17 protein-coding genes and 1 pseudogene are annotated in these 19,040 nt (G+C 62.1%); 8 read left to right on the plus strand and 10 right to left on the minus strand.

What is annotated here, in order from left to right; genetic code table 11:
• Positions 1 to 40: 40 nt before the first annotated feature.
• Positions 41 to 931: a LysR family transcriptional regulator gene (locus ASD00_RS08320; protein ID WP_057205987.1), complete on the plus strand. Its 891-nt coding sequence runs from the start codon at positions 41 to 43 to the stop codon at positions 929 to 931.
• A gap of 191 nt (positions 932 to 1,122) precedes the next feature.
• Here the strand turns inward: ASD00_RS08320 and ASD00_RS41280 are convergent, their stop codons facing one another.
• The 6 genes from ASD00_RS41280 to ASD00_RS08350 all read right to left on the minus strand — a co-directional run bounded on the left by ASD00_RS41280 (position 1,123) and on the right by ASD00_RS08350 (position 7,167).
• Positions 1,123 to 1,359, minus strand: a complete 237-nt coding sequence (locus tag ASD00_RS41280) for a hypothetical protein (RefSeq protein ID WP_057205989.1) — start codon at positions 1,357 to 1,359, stop codon at positions 1,123 to 1,125.
• Positions 1,360 to 1,882: 523 nt separating this feature from the next.
• Positions 1,883 to 3,307 carry an aspartate ammonia-lyase gene (locus ASD00_RS08330; protein WP_057205992.1) on the minus strand — a complete coding sequence of 475 codons (1,425 nt, stop codon included), beginning with the start codon at positions 3,305 to 3,307 and terminating at the stop codon, positions 1,883 to 1,885.
• A gap of 266 nt (positions 3,308 to 3,573) precedes the next feature.
• A complete protein-coding gene (locus ASD00_RS08335) occupies positions 3,574 to 4,275 on the minus strand; it encodes an ABC transporter ATP-binding protein (protein WP_057205993.1) in 702 nt (233 codons plus the stop codon).
• Positions 4,268 to 5,059, minus strand: a complete 792-nt coding sequence (locus ASD00_RS08340) for an ABC transporter ATP-binding protein (protein ID WP_057205994.1) — start codon at positions 5,057 to 5,059, stop codon at positions 4,268 to 4,270. The genes ASD00_RS08335 and ASD00_RS08340 overlap by 8 nt, the downstream gene beginning before the upstream one ends.
• Positions 5,056 to 6,246: a branched-chain amino acid ABC transporter permease gene (locus ASD00_RS08345; RefSeq protein ID WP_057205995.1), complete on the minus strand. Its 1,191-nt coding sequence runs from the start codon at positions 6,244 to 6,246 to the stop codon at positions 5,056 to 5,058. Before ASD00_RS08345 ends, ASD00_RS08340 begins: the two co-directional genes overlap by 4 nt.
• A 3-nt stretch (positions 6,247 to 6,249) precedes the next feature.
• Positions 6,250 to 7,167: a branched-chain amino acid ABC transporter permease gene (locus ASD00_RS08350; protein ID WP_057205998.1), complete on the minus strand. Its 918-nt coding sequence runs from the start codon at positions 7,165 to 7,167 to the stop codon at positions 6,250 to 6,252.
• Between the two features lie 270 nt (positions 7,168 to 7,437).
• On the opposite strand from ASD00_RS08350, the gene ASD00_RS08355 reads away from it, so the two are divergent.
• From ASD00_RS08355 to ASD00_RS38085, 7 genes are all read left to right on the plus strand, one after another.
• Entirely contained in the window at positions 7,438 to 8,571 is a 1,134-nt protein-coding gene (locus tag ASD00_RS08355; protein WP_057206000.1) for a branched-chain amino acid ABC transporter substrate-binding protein, read from the plus strand.
• Between the two features lie 163 nt (positions 8,572 to 8,734).
• On the plus strand, positions 8,735 to 10,267 hold the full coding sequence (locus ASD00_RS08360; protein WP_057206002.1) for a 4-hydroxyphenylacetate 3-hydroxylase family protein: 1,533 nt from the start codon (positions 8,735 to 8,737) through the stop codon (positions 10,265 to 10,267).
• Positions 10,268 to 10,358: 91 nt separating this feature from the next.
• Complete coding sequence (locus ASD00_RS08365) at positions 10,359 to 10,778, plus strand: RidA family protein (protein ID WP_156585511.1); 420 nt, start codon at positions 10,359 to 10,361, stop codon at positions 10,776 to 10,778.
• A gap of 12 nt (positions 10,779 to 10,790) precedes the next feature.
• Positions 10,791 to 11,468, plus strand: a complete 678-nt coding sequence (locus ASD00_RS08370) for a DUF1028 domain-containing protein (RefSeq protein ID WP_057206005.1) — start codon at positions 10,791 to 10,793, stop codon at positions 11,466 to 11,468.
• A 116-nt stretch (positions 11,469 to 11,584) separates the two neighbouring features.
• Positions 11,585 to 12,742 (plus strand): acetylornithine deacetylase, encoded by a 1,158-nt coding sequence (gene argE / locus ASD00_RS08375; RefSeq protein WP_057206007.1) that lies wholly within the window; start codon positions 11,585 to 11,587, stop codon positions 12,740 to 12,742.
• Positions 12,743 to 13,263: 521 nt separating this feature from the next.
• Positions 13,264 to 14,208 carry a LysR family transcriptional regulator gene (locus tag ASD00_RS08385; protein ID WP_057206011.1) on the plus strand — a complete coding sequence of 315 codons (945 nt, stop codon included), beginning with the start codon at positions 13,264 to 13,266 and terminating at the stop codon, positions 14,206 to 14,208.
• A 140-nt stretch (positions 14,209 to 14,348) separates the two neighbouring features.
• The gene (locus ASD00_RS38085) at positions 14,349 to 15,521 is read left to right on the plus strand and encodes a LysR substrate-binding domain-containing protein (RefSeq protein ID WP_063963238.1); all 1,173 of its coding nucleotides are present in this window, start codon (positions 14,349 to 14,351) and stop codon (positions 15,519 to 15,521) included.
• 45 nt (positions 15,522 to 15,566) lie between these two features.
• Here the strand turns inward: ASD00_RS38085 and ASD00_RS08395 are convergent, their stop codons facing one another.
• The 4 genes and pseudogenes from ASD00_RS08395 to ASD00_RS42455 form a co-directional block, all read right to left on the minus strand.
• Positions 15,567 to 16,145, minus strand: a complete 579-nt coding sequence (locus ASD00_RS08395) for a HutD family protein (RefSeq protein WP_057206013.1) — start codon at positions 16,143 to 16,145, stop codon at positions 15,567 to 15,569.
• Between the two features lie 36 nt (positions 16,146 to 16,181).
• Entirely contained in the window at positions 16,182 to 17,012 is an 831-nt protein-coding gene (locus ASD00_RS08400; protein ID WP_057206015.1) for a hypothetical protein, read from the minus strand.
• Between the two features lie 698 nt (positions 17,013 to 17,710).
• Positions 17,711 to 18,859 (minus strand): annotated as a pseudogene (locus ASD00_RS08405) (IS91 family transposase); the annotation flags it as partial.
• A gap of 9 nt (positions 18,860 to 18,868) precedes the next feature.
• The gene (locus ASD00_RS42455; RefSeq protein ID WP_082523495.1) at positions 18,869 to 19,039 is read right to left on the minus strand and encodes a tyrosine-type recombinase/integrase; all 171 of its coding nucleotides are present in this window, start codon (positions 19,037 to 19,039) and stop codon (positions 18,869 to 18,871) included.
• Position 19,040: the final 1 nt, after the last annotated feature.

The following is a 19,040-nucleotide window of genomic DNA, read 5'->3' on the forward strand; positions in this document are numbered from 1 at the left end:
GGTCGGTGCATCCTTGTGTTTGCCAATGGAGGAGCATCCTATGGAACTTCGCCAGCTAAACTATTTCGTGGCGGTTGCCGAGGAGCTGCATTTCGGTCGGGCAGCAGCCCGGGTGCATATCGCCCAGCCGGCCTTGAGCTGTCAGATCCAGTCGCTGGAAAAGGAACTCGGCGTTCGCCTCTTGGAGCGCTCGACCAGAAAGGTCGAACTGACCAGGGCAGGGGAGATCTACTACGATCGCTGTGTGAGGATCCTGGGCGATGTCGACCTGTCGACCGAGGTGGTGCGCTCGGTTGCCGGCAAGGCGAGGCGCAAGATCCGGATCGGAACCGTTTATCCGGCAACGATTGGTCTGCTGCCGGCGTTCCTGGCGCGCATCGGTCGCAAATATCCCGATATCGAGCTGCATATATCAAGCGGCTCGACCAACGACATCATCCGCGGGCTGGAGAACGGCCAGATCAATCTCGGCTTCATCCGCCCGGTCGAAAACATCGGCTCGCTCAGGTTCTTCTCGATTGCACATGAGCGCTACCTTCTGGCGGTGGAGAAGAACAGCGCCCTGCTTGCTAGAGGCGAGATCGGCATCGAGGACCTGAAGGGTGAGAAGATCATCTCGTTCTCACGTCAGAACCTGTCCTTTACCGAGCGCTACTTCACGGAAAAGTTCGAGGAGCACGATCTGTCGAAGAGCGTTGCCTATAGCTGCGACGACACCTTCTCGCTGGTGTCCCTGGTGTCGGCCGGTCTTGGCATCGGCTTTGCGCCGGAATGGACGCTGGATCTTCCCAATCGCAATTTCGAGCTCAGGAAGGTCAGAGGCATCGACTTCCGCATCGGGCTGGGCGTCGCGTGGTCAAAGGACGACCCAACGGCCGCCAGAGACGACATTATCGATATCGCCAGGTCGCTTGTAAGGGCGGGCAAATGAGGGGCCGAGTACAGATGGTCGCTCCCTGTGCGACCCCTCGATCAAGCGGAGCGGCTTGCCGGGCCTAGGCTTCCCGGATCTCGGCCTTTGGCCGTTGCCATGTTGATCCTCCGAGGCGAGGCTTTTAACCGGTCAAACCGCGAGCGAACGGGCTTTGGCAGTGTTGTCGCCGGCGCCTGGTGCGCCCATTATCATCCTAGGCTATCAGCGGGGTGGGTTGCTCTTCTCCCTTGAACAGCATCGCCCTTTCTCGAAGAGCGGAAAAACGCTCGTGCCGCTAGAATGAGGTTGGCGAAAACCTGCCTGTTACTCCGGGCAGCCAGCGCCTCGGATTGCTTGATCGCGACCCGAACGGCGTTTTGGTCGCCGCGCGCCGCGCATGCGGCCGCGTCCAGGAGCGGTTGGTCGGATTTATGGATGCCGATCATGTTGGGATCTCCCTTTAGATCACAATTGGTACCTGATAGAACTCCAGAAACTCACTTGGAGATCTGTCGTAGCGTTGACGCGTTTGTGGATTGGAGAGGATGGAGTAGGCGTAGTCGACGTCCGCGTACAATTGCAGCGACAGCACTAGTTTTCCGAGAAAACCGCTTTGGGGAGTTGCTGTCCGTTGTCGGTAGGCAGCGTCTATCTCGGAACACGTACTGTCAGTAGAGACCCTGAGGACTTCGTAGAGATTCACGCTGCCACCTCGAAATCATGGACTTCCAGGATAGGATGGGCAGTCAGAATGAAAACGACGATTTGTTGATCCATTGGATCAGAAAATTCTTTCAGTCGGCGTGCTTCGTCATGGCTCGGTGAGACGCGCCTTGAGATGCGAAGATGTGAGGAGTGTCGCCGAACATCAATCGCGCGTCTCCCATAGAAAAATGCTCGGCATTCAGGAGAACGCCGAGCAGTGAGCAGGGGGCTGGCAGCGCCCTGCGGGGATGGAAGAATGCCGGTTCACACGGCCCGTCTGGCGGGTGTCGGCCGCACCAGCAGGTGCAGGTCGGTGGTCTGCGCGATCAGATCCTCCGATAGATCGGCCTGCCGGGCAAGAACGTCCCGGATCGTCATGCCACTCGAAAGCATCTCCTTGGCGAGATCGGCAGCGCGCTCATAGCCGATCGCGGGTGTCAGCGCGGTGGCCACCGCGGTGCTGGCCTCGAGATGCTTGCGGCAGGCCTCGGGATTGGCCGTGATCCCAGACACGCACCGGATGCGCAACGTCTCGATCGCATTTGTGAGTAGATCGATCGAATGCAGCGTGTTGTAGGCGATAACAGGCTCCATCACGTTGAGCTGCAATTGCCCGGCCTCCGATGCGAGCGTGATCGTCAGGTCGTAGCCGATGACCTGAAAGGCCACCTGGTTCACCACCTCCGGCACCACCGGGTTGACCTTGCCGGGCATGATGGACGAGCCGGGCTGCAAGGCAGGGAGACTGATCTCGTTTAACCCGCCTCGCGGGCCACTGGAAAGAAGGCGCAGGTCGTTGCAGATCTTCGACAGTTTTGTGGCGGTTCTCTTCAGCATGCCGGAGAAAAGGACAAAGGCGCCCGTGTCCCAGCACGCTTCAATCAAATTGGCGGCAGCGACGACAGGCAGGCCCGTGACCGCGCGAAGTTCGTCGACAGCCGCCGTCTGATAGTCCGCGCTGGTATTGATCCCTGTTCCGATCGCGGTTCCACCGAGATTCACTTCCCGGAACAAAGCGACAATCTCATGTAGCCTCACCACGTCCTCACGCAAGGTAATGGCGAAGGCACCGAACTCCTGTCCGAGCGTCATGGGCACTGCATCCTGCAGCTGAGTGCGCCCGAGCTTGAGGATGTCGGAGAAGCTTTCTGCTTTTTCCTCGAATTCTGCCGCCAGAAGCTCCAGCGCCTGGCTAAGCTTCCTGTGCGAGAACAGGATGGCGAGGCGGATGGCGGTCGGGTAGACGTCGTTGGTGGATTGGGCGAGGTTCACGTCATTGTTGGGATGCAGGGCCGCATAGTCACCGCGCGGTCGACCGAGCATTTCCAGGCCGCGATTGGCGATGACCTCGTTGATGTTCATGTTCGTCGAGGTGCCAGCGCCGCCCTGGAAGACGTCGAGGGGAAAGGCGTCATGATGCCGGCCGGTGACGATCTCCTCGCAGACCCGGCAGATCACCTCACCCTTTGACGGATCTAGATCGCCAAGCTGCACATTCGCCCGTGCGGCAGCCATCTTCACATAGGCGAGCGAGCGGATGAAATGCGGGAAATGGCTGATCCGTATGCCGGAAATGGGGAAATTGGTGATCCCGCGGGCCGTCTGTGGCCCGTAATAGACATCCGCCGGTATTTCTACCGGGCCGAGTGCGTCCACTTCGATGCGTTCTGGCTGGGTGGTCACTGTCAAGGGAAGCTCCCGTTCTGGAAGGAAGATAGTAGGCAAGGCAGGTGGCCTCTTGGGAGGTGCCCGACCGCCAGCCGTTGAAATGCCTGCATGAGAAATACCGTGCGATCATGCATCGGCTAAATAGTCTTTGCTGGACCGCTGGTTCGGAAAAACGTTCAGACCGCCTGGTAGGCTCCGCATCGCATCATGCCAGCACTGCCCGAATCCGGCCAACGAGGCTGGATTCGGGCGGCTGGCGCCGCATGGTCGGATCGACCGCAGGATGACTAGAGATAGAGATGGCGGATCGTGTCGTCCTTCAGAAGTTCGCTGCTCTGACCGCTGAGAACGATCTGTCCCCGAATGAGGAGGTAGCCCCGCTCGGCGATCGATAGGGCCGTCTCCGCGTTTTGCTCGATGAGCAGAACGGCCTTACCCTCGTTGCGGATGCGGGCGACGATCTGGAAGTATTCGTCGATCAGCTTTGGCGAAAGGCCAAGCGATGGCTCGTCCATGACAACCAGTGCCGGATCGCCGATCAGAGCGCGGGCAAGCGCGACCATGGCCTGCTCGCCCCCCGACATGGTGCCCGCCTTCTGGCCGAGCCGCTCGCGGATGCGCGGAAAGAGGTCGGCCATGCGATCGATCTGCGCGTTGAAATCGAGCGCCGCGTTGCGGGCGGCGTCGAAGCCCAGCCGCAAGTTCTCTCGCACGGTTAGCGTCGGGAAAAGACGTCTGCCTTCCGGCACGAAGCCCGCGCCAAGACTGGCGAGCCGCTCCGTGCCGCTCTCCTTCACATCCTTGCCGGCAATGCGGATGCTCCCCACATCGCTGCGCAGCAGCCCGCAGATGGCGTTGAACGTGGTACTCTTGCCCGCGCCGTTTGGGCCCAGCAGGCAGACCATTTCGCCGGGGCCGACATGCAGCGACACGTCACGGAGCATCGGCACGGGGCCGTAGCTGGTGCTTACAGACTTCATCTCAAGCATGATTGGCGGCCTTTTGTCCGAGATAGGCTTCCTGTACCCGCGGCAGCAGTCGCACCTCGCTGAAGTCGCCGTCGGCGATCTTCCGTCCGTAGTCGATCACGGCGACCCGATCCGGCAATGTCGCGACCAGCCGCATGTCGTGTTCGATGATCAGGAAGGAGAGGCCCGGCCGTTCGGCCATCAGCCGCCTCACGTCGGCGATGAGCGCATCGGTATCGCGATCGTCCATGCCGGAAGAGGGCTCGTCCAGCATGACGACCTTTGGTTCGGATGCGAGCGCGCGGGCGATTTCCAGCCGCCGGCGGTCGGCCTGCGGCAGGGCGCCGGCAAGCGTGTGGCGCCGTGGATAGAGATGCGGAGAGACGGAGCGGATCAATGCGCTGGCTTGTTCGGCCGCACTTTCCAGTTCTGCGCGGGCCTTGGCTGGGCGCAGCAGCGCCTGCAATACCCCGGTGCTCGTGCGCGTATGCATTCCGATCAGCACGTTGTCGAGCAGCGTAAGATCGTTGAAAAGCCTGCTCGACTGGAAGGTGCGAGCGATCCCTGCCGCTGCGATGCGATGGGCAGGCCAGCCGGTGATGTCCTGTCCCTCCAGCGTCACGCTCCCACGGCTCGGGGTGTAGATGCCAGAAATCAGATTGAGGAGCGTGGACTTGCCGGCGCCGTTCGGGCCGATCATGCAGACGATTTCGGAAGCATTGAGTTCGAGGTCGACTTCCGCCACCGCGACGAGACCGCCAAAACGGATCGACAGGTCGCGAACCTCCAGGAGCGGTTTCTTCATTGATGGGCTCCGTAGTTGCGGGCGCGCTGCGGGAAGAGACCCTGCGGGCGCAAGATGAGGAAAAGGATGACGACAATCCCAACGAAAAGCAGCCGATAGTCCGAGAAGATGCGCAGCTTTTCCGGCAGGATTGTCAGCAGGAATGCACCGATGATGACGCCGAGCGTGTTGTCCATGCCGCCAACGATCACCATAGTCATGATCGTGACTGAGACGAGGAAGGTGAAGTTGTCAGGCGAGATGTAGCTCACATAAAAGGCGTAGATCGTCCCGGCGAAAGCCGCGAGGAAGGCGTCTACGCCGAAGGCCAGCATCTTGTAGCGCACGATGTCGATACCCTGACAGCGCGCGGCCAACGGATCTGCGCGCAGCGCATTCCAGGCAAGGCCGACGCGGCTGTCATGCAGCCGCTTGGCGGCGATGATCGACACACCTACGAGAACGGCGGACAGATAGTAGAAATTGGCCTGGCTAGGTAGGCGGAAGCCGAAGATCTCGATCGGCCGGGCGAAGGAATGGCCGAAGAGGGTCGGAGCCGGGATGCCAACCAGGCCGTTGGCGCCGCCAGTCCAACTGAAGTTGTTGAGCAATTGATGGATGACGATGGCGAAGGCGATCGTGACGAGCGCGAGATAGCTGTCCTTGGTGCGCATCGATGGAAAGCCCAGAAGGAAGCCGAAAATTGTCGCGACCACGGCTGAGGCGGGCAGGGTCCACCAGAAGGAAATACCGAAGTGGATCGCCAGCAGCGCTGAGGTATAGGCGCCGATGCCGTAGGAGGCGCCGGTGGCGAAGTTAGGGATGTTGGCGCTGCCGAGCTGGAAGTTCAACGCCAGCGCAAGGACGGCATAGAGCTGGGCCACTATGAGGAGATGCAGTACATAACTGCTGCCCTGCATGAAGAAGGGATAGGCGAGCACGAGCAGCGCGCCGAGCGCGGTGGCGAGGCGGCGCTGGTCGTGGAATGCGCTGACGATGCGCTCTTCCAGCTGCGGGCGCACCTGCATAAGGGCGAAGATCGCGCCCATCAGCGCGAGCAGGAGCACGGTGATTGCTGTCTTTTCCGTGAGCAGGAACGCGCCGAGCAGGACGGCTCCGCCGATCTCGACCGCTGTGACGATTGCTGCATTCGTTGCGAACGCCGGACGGATGGCCAGGACGTCGGTGTCAATTTCGGTTTGCGACATAGATCAGACTTTCTCGAAGACGGGTTTGCCCAACAAGCCGGAGGGCTTGAGCACCAGAACCAGGATGGTCAGCACGAACATGAAGACGAGCCGGTAGGATGCCCCGTCGGGCACGGCGATCTGCACGAACACGTCGACGCCTGCGATGAGGAGGGCGCCAAGGATGGCACCCTGCATCGAGCCCAACCCGCCGATAACGGCTGCCGAAAAGCCGATTAAGCCGAGCTGGACACCGAAGTCGAAGCGCACAACGCCCGCATGGCTGACGAAGAACACGGCACCCATCGCGCCTACCGCCGAGGCGATGAAGAAGGTGACGGCGAAGATCTGGTTCGGCCTAATTGCCATCAGCCGCGCAATGTTGCGGTCTTCGGCGACGGCACGGATTCTAATGCCCACCGGCGTGTGGGTTAGAAGGGCGAAAAGCGCGACGACCATGGCGACACTGACGCCGATCACGATCAGGCTGAAGGCCGGGACTACGAAATCGCCGATCGTAAACGAGCCCGAGGCGATTGCCGGGAAAGGCTTGGGGTTCGAGCCCTGCGGATAGAAGGTCCGGATCATTTCGCGGATGACGGTGCCAAGCGCGACCGTGGCGACCAGGGCCATCATGGCCGGAGCATTGCGGAAGCGTCGTATCACCAGCCAGTCCAAGAGGACGCCCAACAGGCCGATTGCGACCATGGAGACGAGGATCGCGAGGAGCAGCGCGGCGGGCGCTCCCATTGGCGCGGCGACGGTTGCCACGGTCTGCACGGCGAGGAGCGCCACGAAGGGTGCCACCATGGCGACGTCGCCATGGGAAAAATGGATGACGTCCAGAACGCCGAAGAGCAAGCTAAAGCCGAGCGCGAGTAGAGTATAAATGCTGGCGAGCACCAGCCAGTTGAGCAAATGCTGCGCAACCAGAGCGTCCATTGAAGTCCTCCCTTACTATTGGGCAGCGGCCTTTCGAGACTTCCTCGTGTCCGGGCGCCGTGCCGGGGGGATTATTGGCGTCATTCCGGCCGAAGCAAGCGGAAGCTCTTTGCGATTGGCAACGGTTTTCTGATCCAGGCCATCAGAAATTACGACTTTCTGTCGGCGCCCTCATCCAGCAGCTTTCAAGTACGGCCAAGGCAAGGACGCTTCCGGGACATGCCGGCAAAAACCGCCGGGCCGAAACAACAACAACAAGAGGGTGAACAAATGAAGGAACTGACTATGCGCCGGCGCATGCTTACGACCGGCTTGATGATGTCTGCGGCCCTGTTTGCGATGCCGGTGGCGGCGCAGGACAAGCCTCACATCAAGCTGGGCTTCATCGGCCCGGTCAGCGGTGGCAATGCGCAGCAGGGTCTGGGTGCGCGCAACGGTTTTCTGCTGGCGATTGAACAGGCGAATGCCGCCGGCTATCCCTACGAAGTGGAGCCGGTAGCGCTCGACGACGCCTCCGATCCGCAGACCGGCGTGTCGGCGGCGCTCAAGCTCGTCAACGATCCCGAGGTTGTCGCGGCGACCGGCCATTGGAACAGCCCGGTCGCGTTGGCAACTATGCCGGTATTCAATCGTTTTCAGGTGCCCATGGTCGTCTGGGGCGCGATCAGCCCGAAGATCACTGAGCAGAACCTGCCCGAAATCACCCGCGTCACGCCGACGCTGGTGACGGAGAACAAGCCGCTGGCGGAATGGGCGGTTGGCAAGCTCGGCGCCAAGAAGATCGCGATCATCGCCGATACCAGCGACTACGGCGCCGCCAATACGGCGGCCTTCGAAACATTCTTCACCGAGGCGGGCGGCGAGATCGTCGCCAAGGACCTTTTCCCGGTCGGCACCGTTGATTTCCGCACGACGCTGACCAAGCTGCGTGAAGCCGCGCCGGATGCGATCTATTTCGGCGGCGTCATCGCGGAGGCCGGTATCCTGCGCAAGCAGATGGTCGAGATCGGGCTGAAAGTTCCGATGATCGGTATTTCCGGCTTCTACGACCCGGAATTCGTAACGCTCGCCGGCGTGGCGGCCGACGGCACCATCGTGAGCTATCCGGCCGCACAGTCCAATCCAAAGCTTGAAAAGATGAACGTCGACTACAAGGCGCGGGCCTTCGCCGAGGAGACCAGCCCCTATACGAAATACGCCTTCGACGCGACGAACATCATGCTGGCCGCCATCAAGGAAACGGGCATCGAGGACAAGGAAGCTCTCGCCAAGGCCATCCGCGCCATCAAGTACGACGGTGTGCTCGGCGAGACGACGTTCGACGCCAACGGCCAGACCCAGATCCCCGTCGCGATCGAGATCAAGGAAGTGCGCAACGGTGCCTGGGAAACCCGTCCCGAATGAAGAAGCGCTCCGATGCCGGCTACATTCCGGCATCGGAAAAACCGCTGCATGGGTACGGAAACCCATATTTTCGGTCCATGCAGCGGCTTGCTACCACAGGCCAGCCCCCCGAGCAGTTCGGCGGCCAAAGCCAGAATTTCCAAAAAAAACCAAGAGGATCCCGATGATCAGGACAGGTCAACAATACAAGGACTCGATCCGCGACGGCCGGCGCATATGGGTAAACGGAGAGCGCGTGAGCGACGTCACGACCCATCCGCAGTTCAAACCGATCGTGGACATCCGGGCCCGCATCTTCGACATGCAGCATGAGGACGCACACCGCGATATCATGACCGTGGTGCAGAATGGAGAACGCAACGCGCTCGGCAGCGCGCTGCCCTACACCCAGGACGATTGGTGGTCCAAGCGCCGCGCGACCGACCACCTGCTGAATGAGGTGGGTGGCGTCGTGACCCGCGTCGGCGACGAGACCGTAGGTGAAATGTGGTCGCTCTTCGACGGGCAGGACGTGCTCAACGAGGTCGATCCGCAGTTCTCCAAGAATATCGAGACGCACATCGGCCGGGTGCTGAAAGAGGATCCCTTCCACGTTTCCGCAAACACCGACCCGAAGGGCGATCGCTCGAAGGCGCCTCAGGACCAGGATCCGGACATGTTGCTGCATGTCGTGAAGGAGACCGATGCGGGCATCGTGGTGCGGGGGGCCAAATATGAGACCGCCGCAGCCTACGCCAACCAGGCCTTCACCAAGCCCACCATCGCCAACTGGGGCAATAACGCGCTGAGCGACTACGCCGTCGGCTTCATCTGCGATCTCGGCAGCCCGAACCTGCGCTTCATCTGCCGCACCGGCTTTGCCGGCCGCGCTCCGAAAAAGGACTACCCCCTTTCCAACGGCTTCGACGAGGTCGACACGATCGTGATCTTCGACGACGTGCTGATCCCCTGGGAGAACGTGCTATTTTACCGCCATACCAAGGCTGCGACATTCATCCGCGCGACGCTGCACCGCTATTCCGCCTTCGCCTTTGTCCAGCGCAACCTCAAGGTCGCCGACATGATGATCGGCGCGGCGCTGTTCAACGCCCGCCAGACTGGCCTCGACAAGCAGCAGGCGGTGCAGGAGAAGATCGCCCAGCTTGCCGTGTACCGCGAAGGTATCAATGCGCATCTGACCGCGGCGATCGCCCTTGGCGAACGCTCGCCTGCCGGCCTGATGATGCCGAACCAGTCGCTGCTCTATACGGGCCGCGTACTGGCTTGCTCGCAGCTTCACGAGATGATGCACATCGCCCGCGAGCTCTGCGGCGGCCAGATCTGTGTGACCCCGGATGCGGCGTCCTTCGAGAACCCGGAAACCAAGCCGTGGCTCGATAAGTACTACAGCATCAACGACGAATGGGTCGCTGACGATCGCCGCAAACTGCTGGCCTTTGCTCGCGACCTCCTCAACTCGGACTATGCCGGCCACCGGCTGACCTTCCAGCTCTTCGCCCAATCGCCGCCGTTCGCCCATCTGGCCGCCGTCTATCGCAATTTCGACTGGGACGGTCCGCTTGCCTTCGTCAAGGAAGCAGCCGGCCTGTCGGACCGCGTGATGGGCGGGCGCACACTGACGCCCGGAGACAGCGCCATCTCAAGCTGGTTCTCCAACGAAACAGACGCCCACGCCAGACGCGCCGCGGCGGAATGATCTTCCCCGGGGGATGGCCATTCGGGCTGCCCCTTGCTCCAGAACAACCCACCGGCCGGGCCTGCCGGCTCAAGAAAATGGAATGACAGACATGATTCATAAGCGGCTTCGTCCCTTCAACACCAAGCAGACCTATCCCGAGCAGAAGCTCGACAATGACCTGAGCCAGGGCGTCGTTGCTCGCGGCACCACTGTTTTCCTGCGCGGCCAGGTAAGCCAAGACCTCGACACCCGAGAATGCCTGCATGTCGGCGATGCGGCCAAGCAAACCGCCAAGACGATGGAAAACATCAAGATGCTTCTGGAAGAGGCCGGTAGCGAAATGGCGCATATCTGCCGCATCGTCGTCTATGTCACCGACATCCGCTATCGCGAGGCCGTCTACCAGGAAATGGGCAAGTGGATGAAGGGCGTCCATCCTTGCTCGACCGGCATCGTCGTGCCGGCGCTCGCGCGACCTGAGTGGGTGGTCGAGATCGAAGCGACCGCCGTCATTCCCGACGCCGCCTGAGGGAGGGGCGCGATGACCTTCTCAATTTCTGCGCGTTGCCCCGAGACCGGCATGTTCGGCGTTGCCGTCTCCTCCTCCTCGCCATGCGTCGCCGCGCGCTGCGCCCATGCCCGGGCGGGCGTGGGCGCGGTGGCGACGCAGAACATTACAGATCCGCGGCTCGGCCCGAAGGGGCTCGATCTCATGGCAGGCGGCCTGTCGGCGGCAGATGCGCTCGAAGCGTTGAAGCGCGACGCACCACATCTGGAATACCGCCAGCTGGCCCTGGTCGACGCCGAGGGCCGGACGGCATCCTTCTCCGGGACGCGGACGCTCGGTACCCACCGCGTCGCCACAGGCTCGGGCGTGGTCGCCGCAGGCAACCTGTTGGCCGATCCGGACGTACCGGAGGCCATGGTTGCGGCCTTCACCGCGGCAGCAGGGCGTGGTCTCGGGGATCGGCTGCTGGCGGCCATGCGCGCCGCCGAGGCCGCGGGCGGAGAGGAAGGTCCGGTCCATTCGGTCGGCATGATCCTCGTTCGCGATCAGGCCTGGCCAATCGCAGATCTGCGCGTGGACTGGGCCGACGAGGATCCGATCGGCGAACTGGCGATGCTGTGGGAGCGCTGGAAAGGCGAGATGGATGCTTATGTCTCCCGGGCCCTCAACCCGTCCGACGCGCCAAGCTACGGCGTGCCTGGCGACATGTAGCGCAGCCTCGCCAGTCGGTGAGGCGATTGTGCCCCCTCATCCTCCTCTGGCCCAGTCTTCTCCTCTCGAGGGGGACAAGGTGGCGGAGGGGGTGAGGCGTATCCGGATATGAAGTGATGAACACGCTTGAAATCCTGGCGAGGCTAACTGCCTTTCCAACCGTCAGTCGCACCTCCAACCGGGAGCTCATCGGTTTCATTGAGGACCTGCTGCACGGGGCGGGCATAGAGACGATGCTCGTCGAAAGCGCCGACGGCACCCGGGCGAACCTTTTCGCCACCATCGGGCCACAAGGGCGCGGCGGCGTCGTGCTTTCCGGCCACACGGATGTCGTACCGGTCGAGGGCCAGGAATGGAGCCGCGACCCCTTCCGTCTTTCGATTGACGGCGGTCGGGCCTACGGGCGCGGGACGGCCGACATGAAGGGTTTCGTTGCCTCGGCGACCGCCGCCGCCCTTCGCGCCGCCGGCCGCGACATGCAGACGCCGCTTCATCTGGCCTTTTCCTATGACGAAGAGATCGGTTGCGTCGGCGTTCGCGGTTTGCTGGAGGAACTGGCGAACCACGCACCTCGGCCGATGGTCTGTATCGTCGGCGAGCCAACCGGCATGCGGATTGCAACCGGTCACAAAGGCAAGGTCGCTCTTCGTGCCTGTTGTGTCGGCCACGCCGCCCATTCGGCCCTTGCGCCCACCGCCCTGAACGCCCTGCATCTCGGTGCGGACTTCCTGGGCGCGCTGCGCCGCGAGCAGGAGCGGCTTGCCGAAAGCGGTGCACGGGATGCGGCCTACGACGTTCCGTTCAGCACCATCCATGCCGGGCGCATGAGCGGCGGTCAAGCGCTCAACATCGTCCCGGACCGTTGCGACATCGACTTCGAGATCCGCAACGTCGCCGCCGACGACCCGGCGGAGATCCTTGCCCGCCTGTTCGACGGTGCAGAGGCCATCGTCGCGCCGCATCGCGAATGCTTCCCGAAGGCGGCGATCGCCATCGAGGAGGTGAATGCCTATCCCGGTCTCGATACGAGCGAGGAAGCCGATGTCATCCAGCTCCTGCGCCGTGTGACAGAGGACGACGGGCCGGCATGCAAGGTCGCCTTCGGCACTGAGGCCGGGCTCTTCCAAAGTTTGCTTGGCGTGCCCGCGGCGGTGTGCGGGCCGGGACATATGGAGCAGGGACACAAGCCGGACGAATATATCGAGACCAATCAGCTGTCGGCCTGCGACCGCATGCTCGACCGCCTTCTTGATGTCCTCGCCGAGAGGTCGTGAAGGTGCATCGGAAATGCTGAGGCCAGGCTTCCGAAGATGCTGGTTTGTTTCTCGTGCGGCACGTGGTCATGTCAAGCAGACCGATAAACAGCCGGAGCAGATGATGTCCGCAATTGAGCGAATGACCCGCAATATCAAGTCGAGGCTCGTTAACCGACGGACTGACGCGGGCCGGTGCGGCCGACTTTGGCGTTACGGCAACAGACGTTGAGCATGCCGCGCATCAGCGGACGGACGTGCTTGAGCGCCTGGCAAGGATGGCCGAGATTCATGACGCCGCAGGGGCGCTGGCGTCGGCCGGGCGCTACGAGCTCTTTGAGATGGCGCGCAAGTGCGACCGTTGCCCGCATGAAAGGAAATGCGCCCGCATGCTCTACGCAGCATTGCGACCGTGCGCGAAAGATGTGGATTTCTGTCCCAACGCGGCAGAATATCCCGTCCTGACCGTGGAAAGGCATGCCACGGACGCATCATAACTTTGCCGACCTTCTGGCTGGGTCGCGGCTGGACAGGAACATCCCATGCGCTTCACCCTACGACAACTGACTTACTTCATCGCGGCTGCGGAGACGGGAAGTGTGACCCGCGCCGCCGAGCAGGTGAACATTTCCCAGCCGTCGATTTCGGCGGCGATCCTGCATCTCGAAGTGGAATTCGGCGCCCAGCTGTTTGTGCGCCATCACGCCCAGGGCCTGTCGCTGACGCCCGCCGGCCAGCGGCTGCTGGTCGCGGCGAAGGAGGCCATGCGCACGACGCAGGGCCTTTACGACGTGGTGAACTCGGCCATGGGCGTGGTGGCCGGGCCGATCAATCTCGGTTCGTTCCGGACCTTCACGCCGTTGATCGTGCCCGAGCTCTGGAAGAGCTTCGTGGCGCGCTATCCCGAGGTGCAGTTGCACGTCACCGAGGGAAGCGAGGCGGAGTTGCTGGAGGGCCTACGCAACGCCCGCATCGACGTGGCTCTCACCTATGAATTGAGCGTGACGGCCGACATGGACTTCGTGCCGCTGGCCGAGTTGCCTACCTATGTCCTCCTGTCCGCCGACCATCCGCTGGCGGCGCGGCCGCGGCTGAAACTGACCGAGCTCGAGCAGGAGCCGTTCATCCTGCTCGATTTGCCGCTCACCCGGCAATACTTCCTCTCGCTGTTCGAGCGCGCCGGGATTGCGCCGAGGGTTGTTGCCGAGACCAGCCTTCCCGCCGCCATCCGTTCATATGTGGGCGCCGGGATTGGCTTCTCGATGATGACAGTTCGGCCGCGCAACATGAGCGCGGAAAACGGCTATCCGCTCGCCTATGTCGAGCTGGAGGACGATTATCCCCCTATGAAGCTGGGCCTTGCCAGCCTGAAGGAACTGAAGCGCTCCCGTGTCGCGGAAGCCTTGGAGGGCCTCTGTCGCGAATTGATCAGCGAGGGCAGCCTGCCTGGTATGGCGTCGATACCGCAGTCTCGCTCCGCGGGCTGATAGGCTCGTCTTTCCAAGTTTTTCTTGAGGCAAAACGCCAGAAAAGCATTCTTTTCCCCCGGCCTTCGTCTTGGAACAATGCACTCGTTCTTCCGCTTTCGAGCGGTCATTCAACCAGTTGCAAAGACGGAGTGCGGGGCTTGGACACAAAAATCGAACAGACCATTCGGCTCAAATTTCTCGAAGGAATGAGCCATGCCGCATGTACGGTGAACATCGTCACGACGGACGGGCCTGCCGGGCGCGCAGGCGTAACGGTGTCGGCAATGGCCTCCGTATCGGCCGACAGCGCGTGGCCGACCATGATCGTCTGCGTCCATCACCTCAGTCCGGCCGCCGCAAAGATCGTCGAGAACGGCGTTCTCGGCGTGAACGTGCTGCGAGACGACCAGTCCTATATCTCCGACACTTTTGCCGGCCGTTTCAAGGAAGAGGTGAGCGACAAGTTCGAGTGTGCCGAATGGTCCCCGATGCCCTCTGGCGCACCCCGCATCATAGACCCGCTCGTTGCGTTCGACTGCAGATTGCTCACCTCGGAAAAGGTCGGGACACACTACATATTCCTGTGCGAGGTACGCGACCTGCACATCTCCCGTTCGGGATCGCCGCTTATCTACGCAAACCGCGCATATGGGGCCTCAATGCGGATAGATGGTGCCCGGTCGCTGGCCGCGGCACGAGCGAATGCCGGAAGCCGGCTGTCTGTCGCCTGTTTCCACACGTTCGGCCCCTTCATCATGCCGCGGCTGATCCAGCGTATGGAGGGCATCGACATCCGCCTTGTCGAGGGCGACCAGCGTCGGCTGAGCGAAAGCCTGCGCGCCGGCGAGAGCGAGCTTGCCCTGTTATACGACATCGACCTTGCCGACGACTTCGAGAAGATCCCGCTGGACCGATTGACGCCCTATGTTCTGTTGCCCGACGGCCATCGTCTTGCTTCGCAAACGGAGATAGAAGCAACGGAACTGGCGGAAGAGCCTATGGTGTTGCTTGATGCGCCACCGAGCGCGGACTACTTCGTTGGTGTGATGCGGGCTGCCGGCGTCGAGCCGCTGGTCGCCTACCGCTCGATCTCCTTCGAGATGGTACGTGGCCTGGTTGGGCATGGCCGCGGCTACGCGCTTCTCGTTACCAAGCCGGCAGCGGACATGACCTATGATGGCATGAAACTCGTGGTACGCCCGCTGGTCGGTGAGCAGCTTCCCTCGTCGATCATCATCGCTCACCGAAAGAATGAGGCGCTTTCCGGTCCGGCGCGGCGCTTCATCGAATGCTGCCGTGAGGTCTTCAAGAAAAGCGCCTCGGTCGACTGAATGGCAAGGAGGCAGGCCGGAAAGTCCTGCCTCGCAAGGACCAGGCTACTTGCTCGACACCGCAAGGAGCGGCACGACAAGGATGGCAGTTCCGTCCTCGGGCGCGAACCGTGCGGGTGCGTCGAGGAGTGCGCAGTCACCCGGCTCGAGGGTGACCGTCTTTTGCGGATCTGAAAGCTCGGCCACGCCACGCCACGCGAAAACGACGGCCAGTCCTTGCGGTGCCGGCTGCAGGAGAGTGCTTTGCGTTAGGATTTCGGCCGTTGCTTGAAGCCACACATCCCGCGCAGCCATAACGTTGGCGACGCGTACCGGTCCGCCCCTTGGCACGCCGATCGGCGTGAGGCCGGAATCGAAGCGGTAGGGCTGACCGATCGAGAGTTCCACCGTACGATCATCAAACTCCAGGCTGAGGCCGTCACCGTCTATGAGGGTGATGGTTCGTTCCGCTCCCACAAAGGCGGAGAAAGCACCGGGCGTTGAAATTGTTGCGCGGCTTATCCGCAGTTCGAACGCATCGCGCGAAGCTCCCTCCGGCAGCAGGCAGATCTCGTCTGTGGAGCCCCTGCCATTCTTCCAGGGCATGGTCACATAGGCGGTAGCGGGCAGATGCTGTATCGTCATTGTCTTCCTTTCAAACGGCGCGATAGCGCCGCAGCTTCACTGCTTTCTGGGGCTGACCTGTCGCTCCAGCCACCACATGTCATTCAAGGTCTCAAGCGGATGTGGTCCGTGCGGTCGGAACGCGCGATCGGCGGTAATCTCAATGCGCATTTGCTCACTGTATCCCTCGGCAGAGCCGAAATAGCGCCCCGGTCGGGGCATGCACAGGGTGGGATGCAGCCGGAGACTACCATCGTCGGTACGCTCCGTCTCCACAAGCCAGCCGTGTCCCATGAGGTGGGTTGCGCCGGCGAGGTCTCCGGCCTCGATCGCCGCACGGATCAGCGTGGAGGAGACACGGACGCCAGCATGAGTGACGTCAGGCGCAATGCTAACGCCGAAACCTCGAGCGGCGCCTAGGTCAGACAGCATGGCCATGTCGCCGGCGCGCCGGTTGCCGAAGCGGAAATCCGGGCCGGCAATCACATGGCGCACCCCAAGCGCCTCGACAAGAAAGCGATCGACGAATTCCAGCGGGCTGAGGCTGGCAAAGGCCTGGTTGAAGCGAGGCGAATAGACGAAATCCACGCCATAACAGGAAATCTGAAGGCGTTTGGTTGCCAGCGTCGCCAACCGGAACGGCGTGGTTTTCTTTTCGAAGAAGCTGCGCGGATGGGGCTCACAGGACATGACCGCCACCGGCCGGCCGGCCGCGATTTGGTTCGCCATTCGCGCCAGAGCCTGATGGCCTAGATGGAAGCCGTCGAAATTGCCGAGGATTAGGACCGCGCCGCGGAACGGATCATCCGCTTCAAGATGTCCTTCCACCACCTCGGGCAGGCGAGGCGTGTAGCGCAGTAGCGGGTAGGCGGATATCGTCGCGGCCATCTGATCACGCTCCTGTTGAGACGGTCCAGACTAGAGATCTGCTCCCCGGAGCGAAAATTCGATGTTTCGTACCATTGCATCGAGAAATCCTTGCCACGCCCGCCCGGGCGCTAAGCCAATTGTGGGCTTGCACATTCCGTCGCAGTGGTTCGTCTGCGCCATCGAGTTCAATATCCAATGGAGAATCGGTCAGTTTCTAACGAAATCAATGTGCTAGGAACGACCTAGGTGAGAGTAGCGCTGCTCTCAGCGGTTCGAATCCCATCAAGAGCAAAGGTTCGTTGGTCGGCTTTTGTGATGGGTTTCGGATGCTGGCGCTCCACGCGTTGGCCTGGCTCGGGCCGGCGTCCGAAAGCCTCCAGTGAAAGAACCCGCGGGATGGAAAGCGCGGTTGCCGGTCTATGGGGATTTGTCGTTTTCGTTGGGTGGTGTTCGGCCGAAGTGCGGCTGAGGGGTGGTAATGATCATGGTGAGGTCGGAGCGAACTTCGCCGGTGCCGCGCATGCTGCGGCCTGGTGGTTCCAGCGAGGTCGATTTGGTGTGTTTAGTTGCGACGTTCGACGCGGGCGGACGAAGTTATCCTTCCGGGGACGATGAGGTTCCTGGGCAGGAATGGTGCGTGACGGGCGGGTCGCGGTCATGGCGTTTGGGGCCTTTGTTGTTGAGGCGGCGGATGGCGGTGCTTGGGCGTGGTTGTCGCGCTCGAAGGTCTCGATGATGATCATGCGCCCGCCGCAGCACGGACAGGGCGGCCGCCAGTCTGGTGGGGCAGCAGTATCGGCATCATCGGATCGGCCGATTTCAGGCTGGGGCGCGGCGAGAAGCACGCGGGCGCGGGCGACATTTGCCGCGCGGCCGGCGCTGGCAAGCAGTCCATAGTGTCGGATGCGATGGAAGCCCATGGGCAGCACGTGAAGCAGGAAGCGGCGAATGAATTCATCTGGATCGAGCGTCATGGCCCGATAACGCTCGTCACCGCTGCGACGGTAGTCCTTGTAGCGGAACGTCACACCAGAGCCATCGAGCGCGATCAGCCGGCTGTTGGAGATGGCGACGCGATGGGTGTAGCGCGACAGATACGCCAGAACGGCCTCGGGTCCGGCGAAGGGTGGCTTGGCGTAGACGAACCAGTTCTTTTTTCTGAGCGGCACCAGGAATTTAACAAAGGAGCTGCGCTCGCTTAAGCCAGCATGATCGCCGAAGAACTTCAGCTGGCCGGCGGCATGGGCCTCAGTGAGCTTCGCCAGGAAGAGGCGGCGGAACAGCCTTGAGAGCACGCGCACGGGCAGGAAGAAGCCGGGTCGGCATGACACCCACCGCTCACCATCGAGCGCGATGCCGCCGCCGGGCACGATCATGTGCACATGCGGATGATGGGTCATCGCCGAGCCCCACGTATGCAGCACGGCGGTGATGCCGATGCGTGCGCCCAGGTGCTTGGGATCGGCCGCGATGGTGAGCATGGCCTGCGAGGCGGCACGGAAGAGGAGATCATAGATTATCCTCTTGTTGTGATAGGCGATGTCGGCGACCTCGACCGGTAGCGTGAAGACAACATGGAAATAGCCGACGGGCAGCAGATCGGCCTGGCGCGCGGTGAGCCATTCCCTTGCCGCCGCACCCTGGCACTTGGGGCAGTGACGATTGCGGCAGCTGTTATAGGCGATGCGGCTATGGCCGCAGTCCTCGCATGCCTCGACGTGACCGCCGAGGGCTGCGGTGCGGCAGCTCTCGATCGCCGACATTACCTTCAACTGGCCGAGGCTCAAGTGACCGGCATGGGTCGCGCGCCAGGCGGCGCCATGGCGGTGGAAGATATCGGCGACCTCTAGTAACGGGCGGCTCACCGCCACGCGTCACGCGTCCGGTCTGGTCTCGTTCTCTGTCAGAAGTCTGATCCGGTCGAGCGGGCTCATCACGGCGCGGATGGTCTTGGTGGCGACGCGGGCATAGAGCGCGGTCGTATCAAGTTTGGCATGGCCGAGCAGGACCTGGATGACGCGGATGTCGACGTCCTGCTCCAGCAGA

This window comes from Ensifer sp. Root31 (assembly GCF_001424825.1).
In the GTDB taxonomy this organism is placed as follows: Bacteria; Pseudomonadota; Alphaproteobacteria; order Rhizobiales; family Rhizobiaceae; genus Ensifer; species Ensifer canadensis.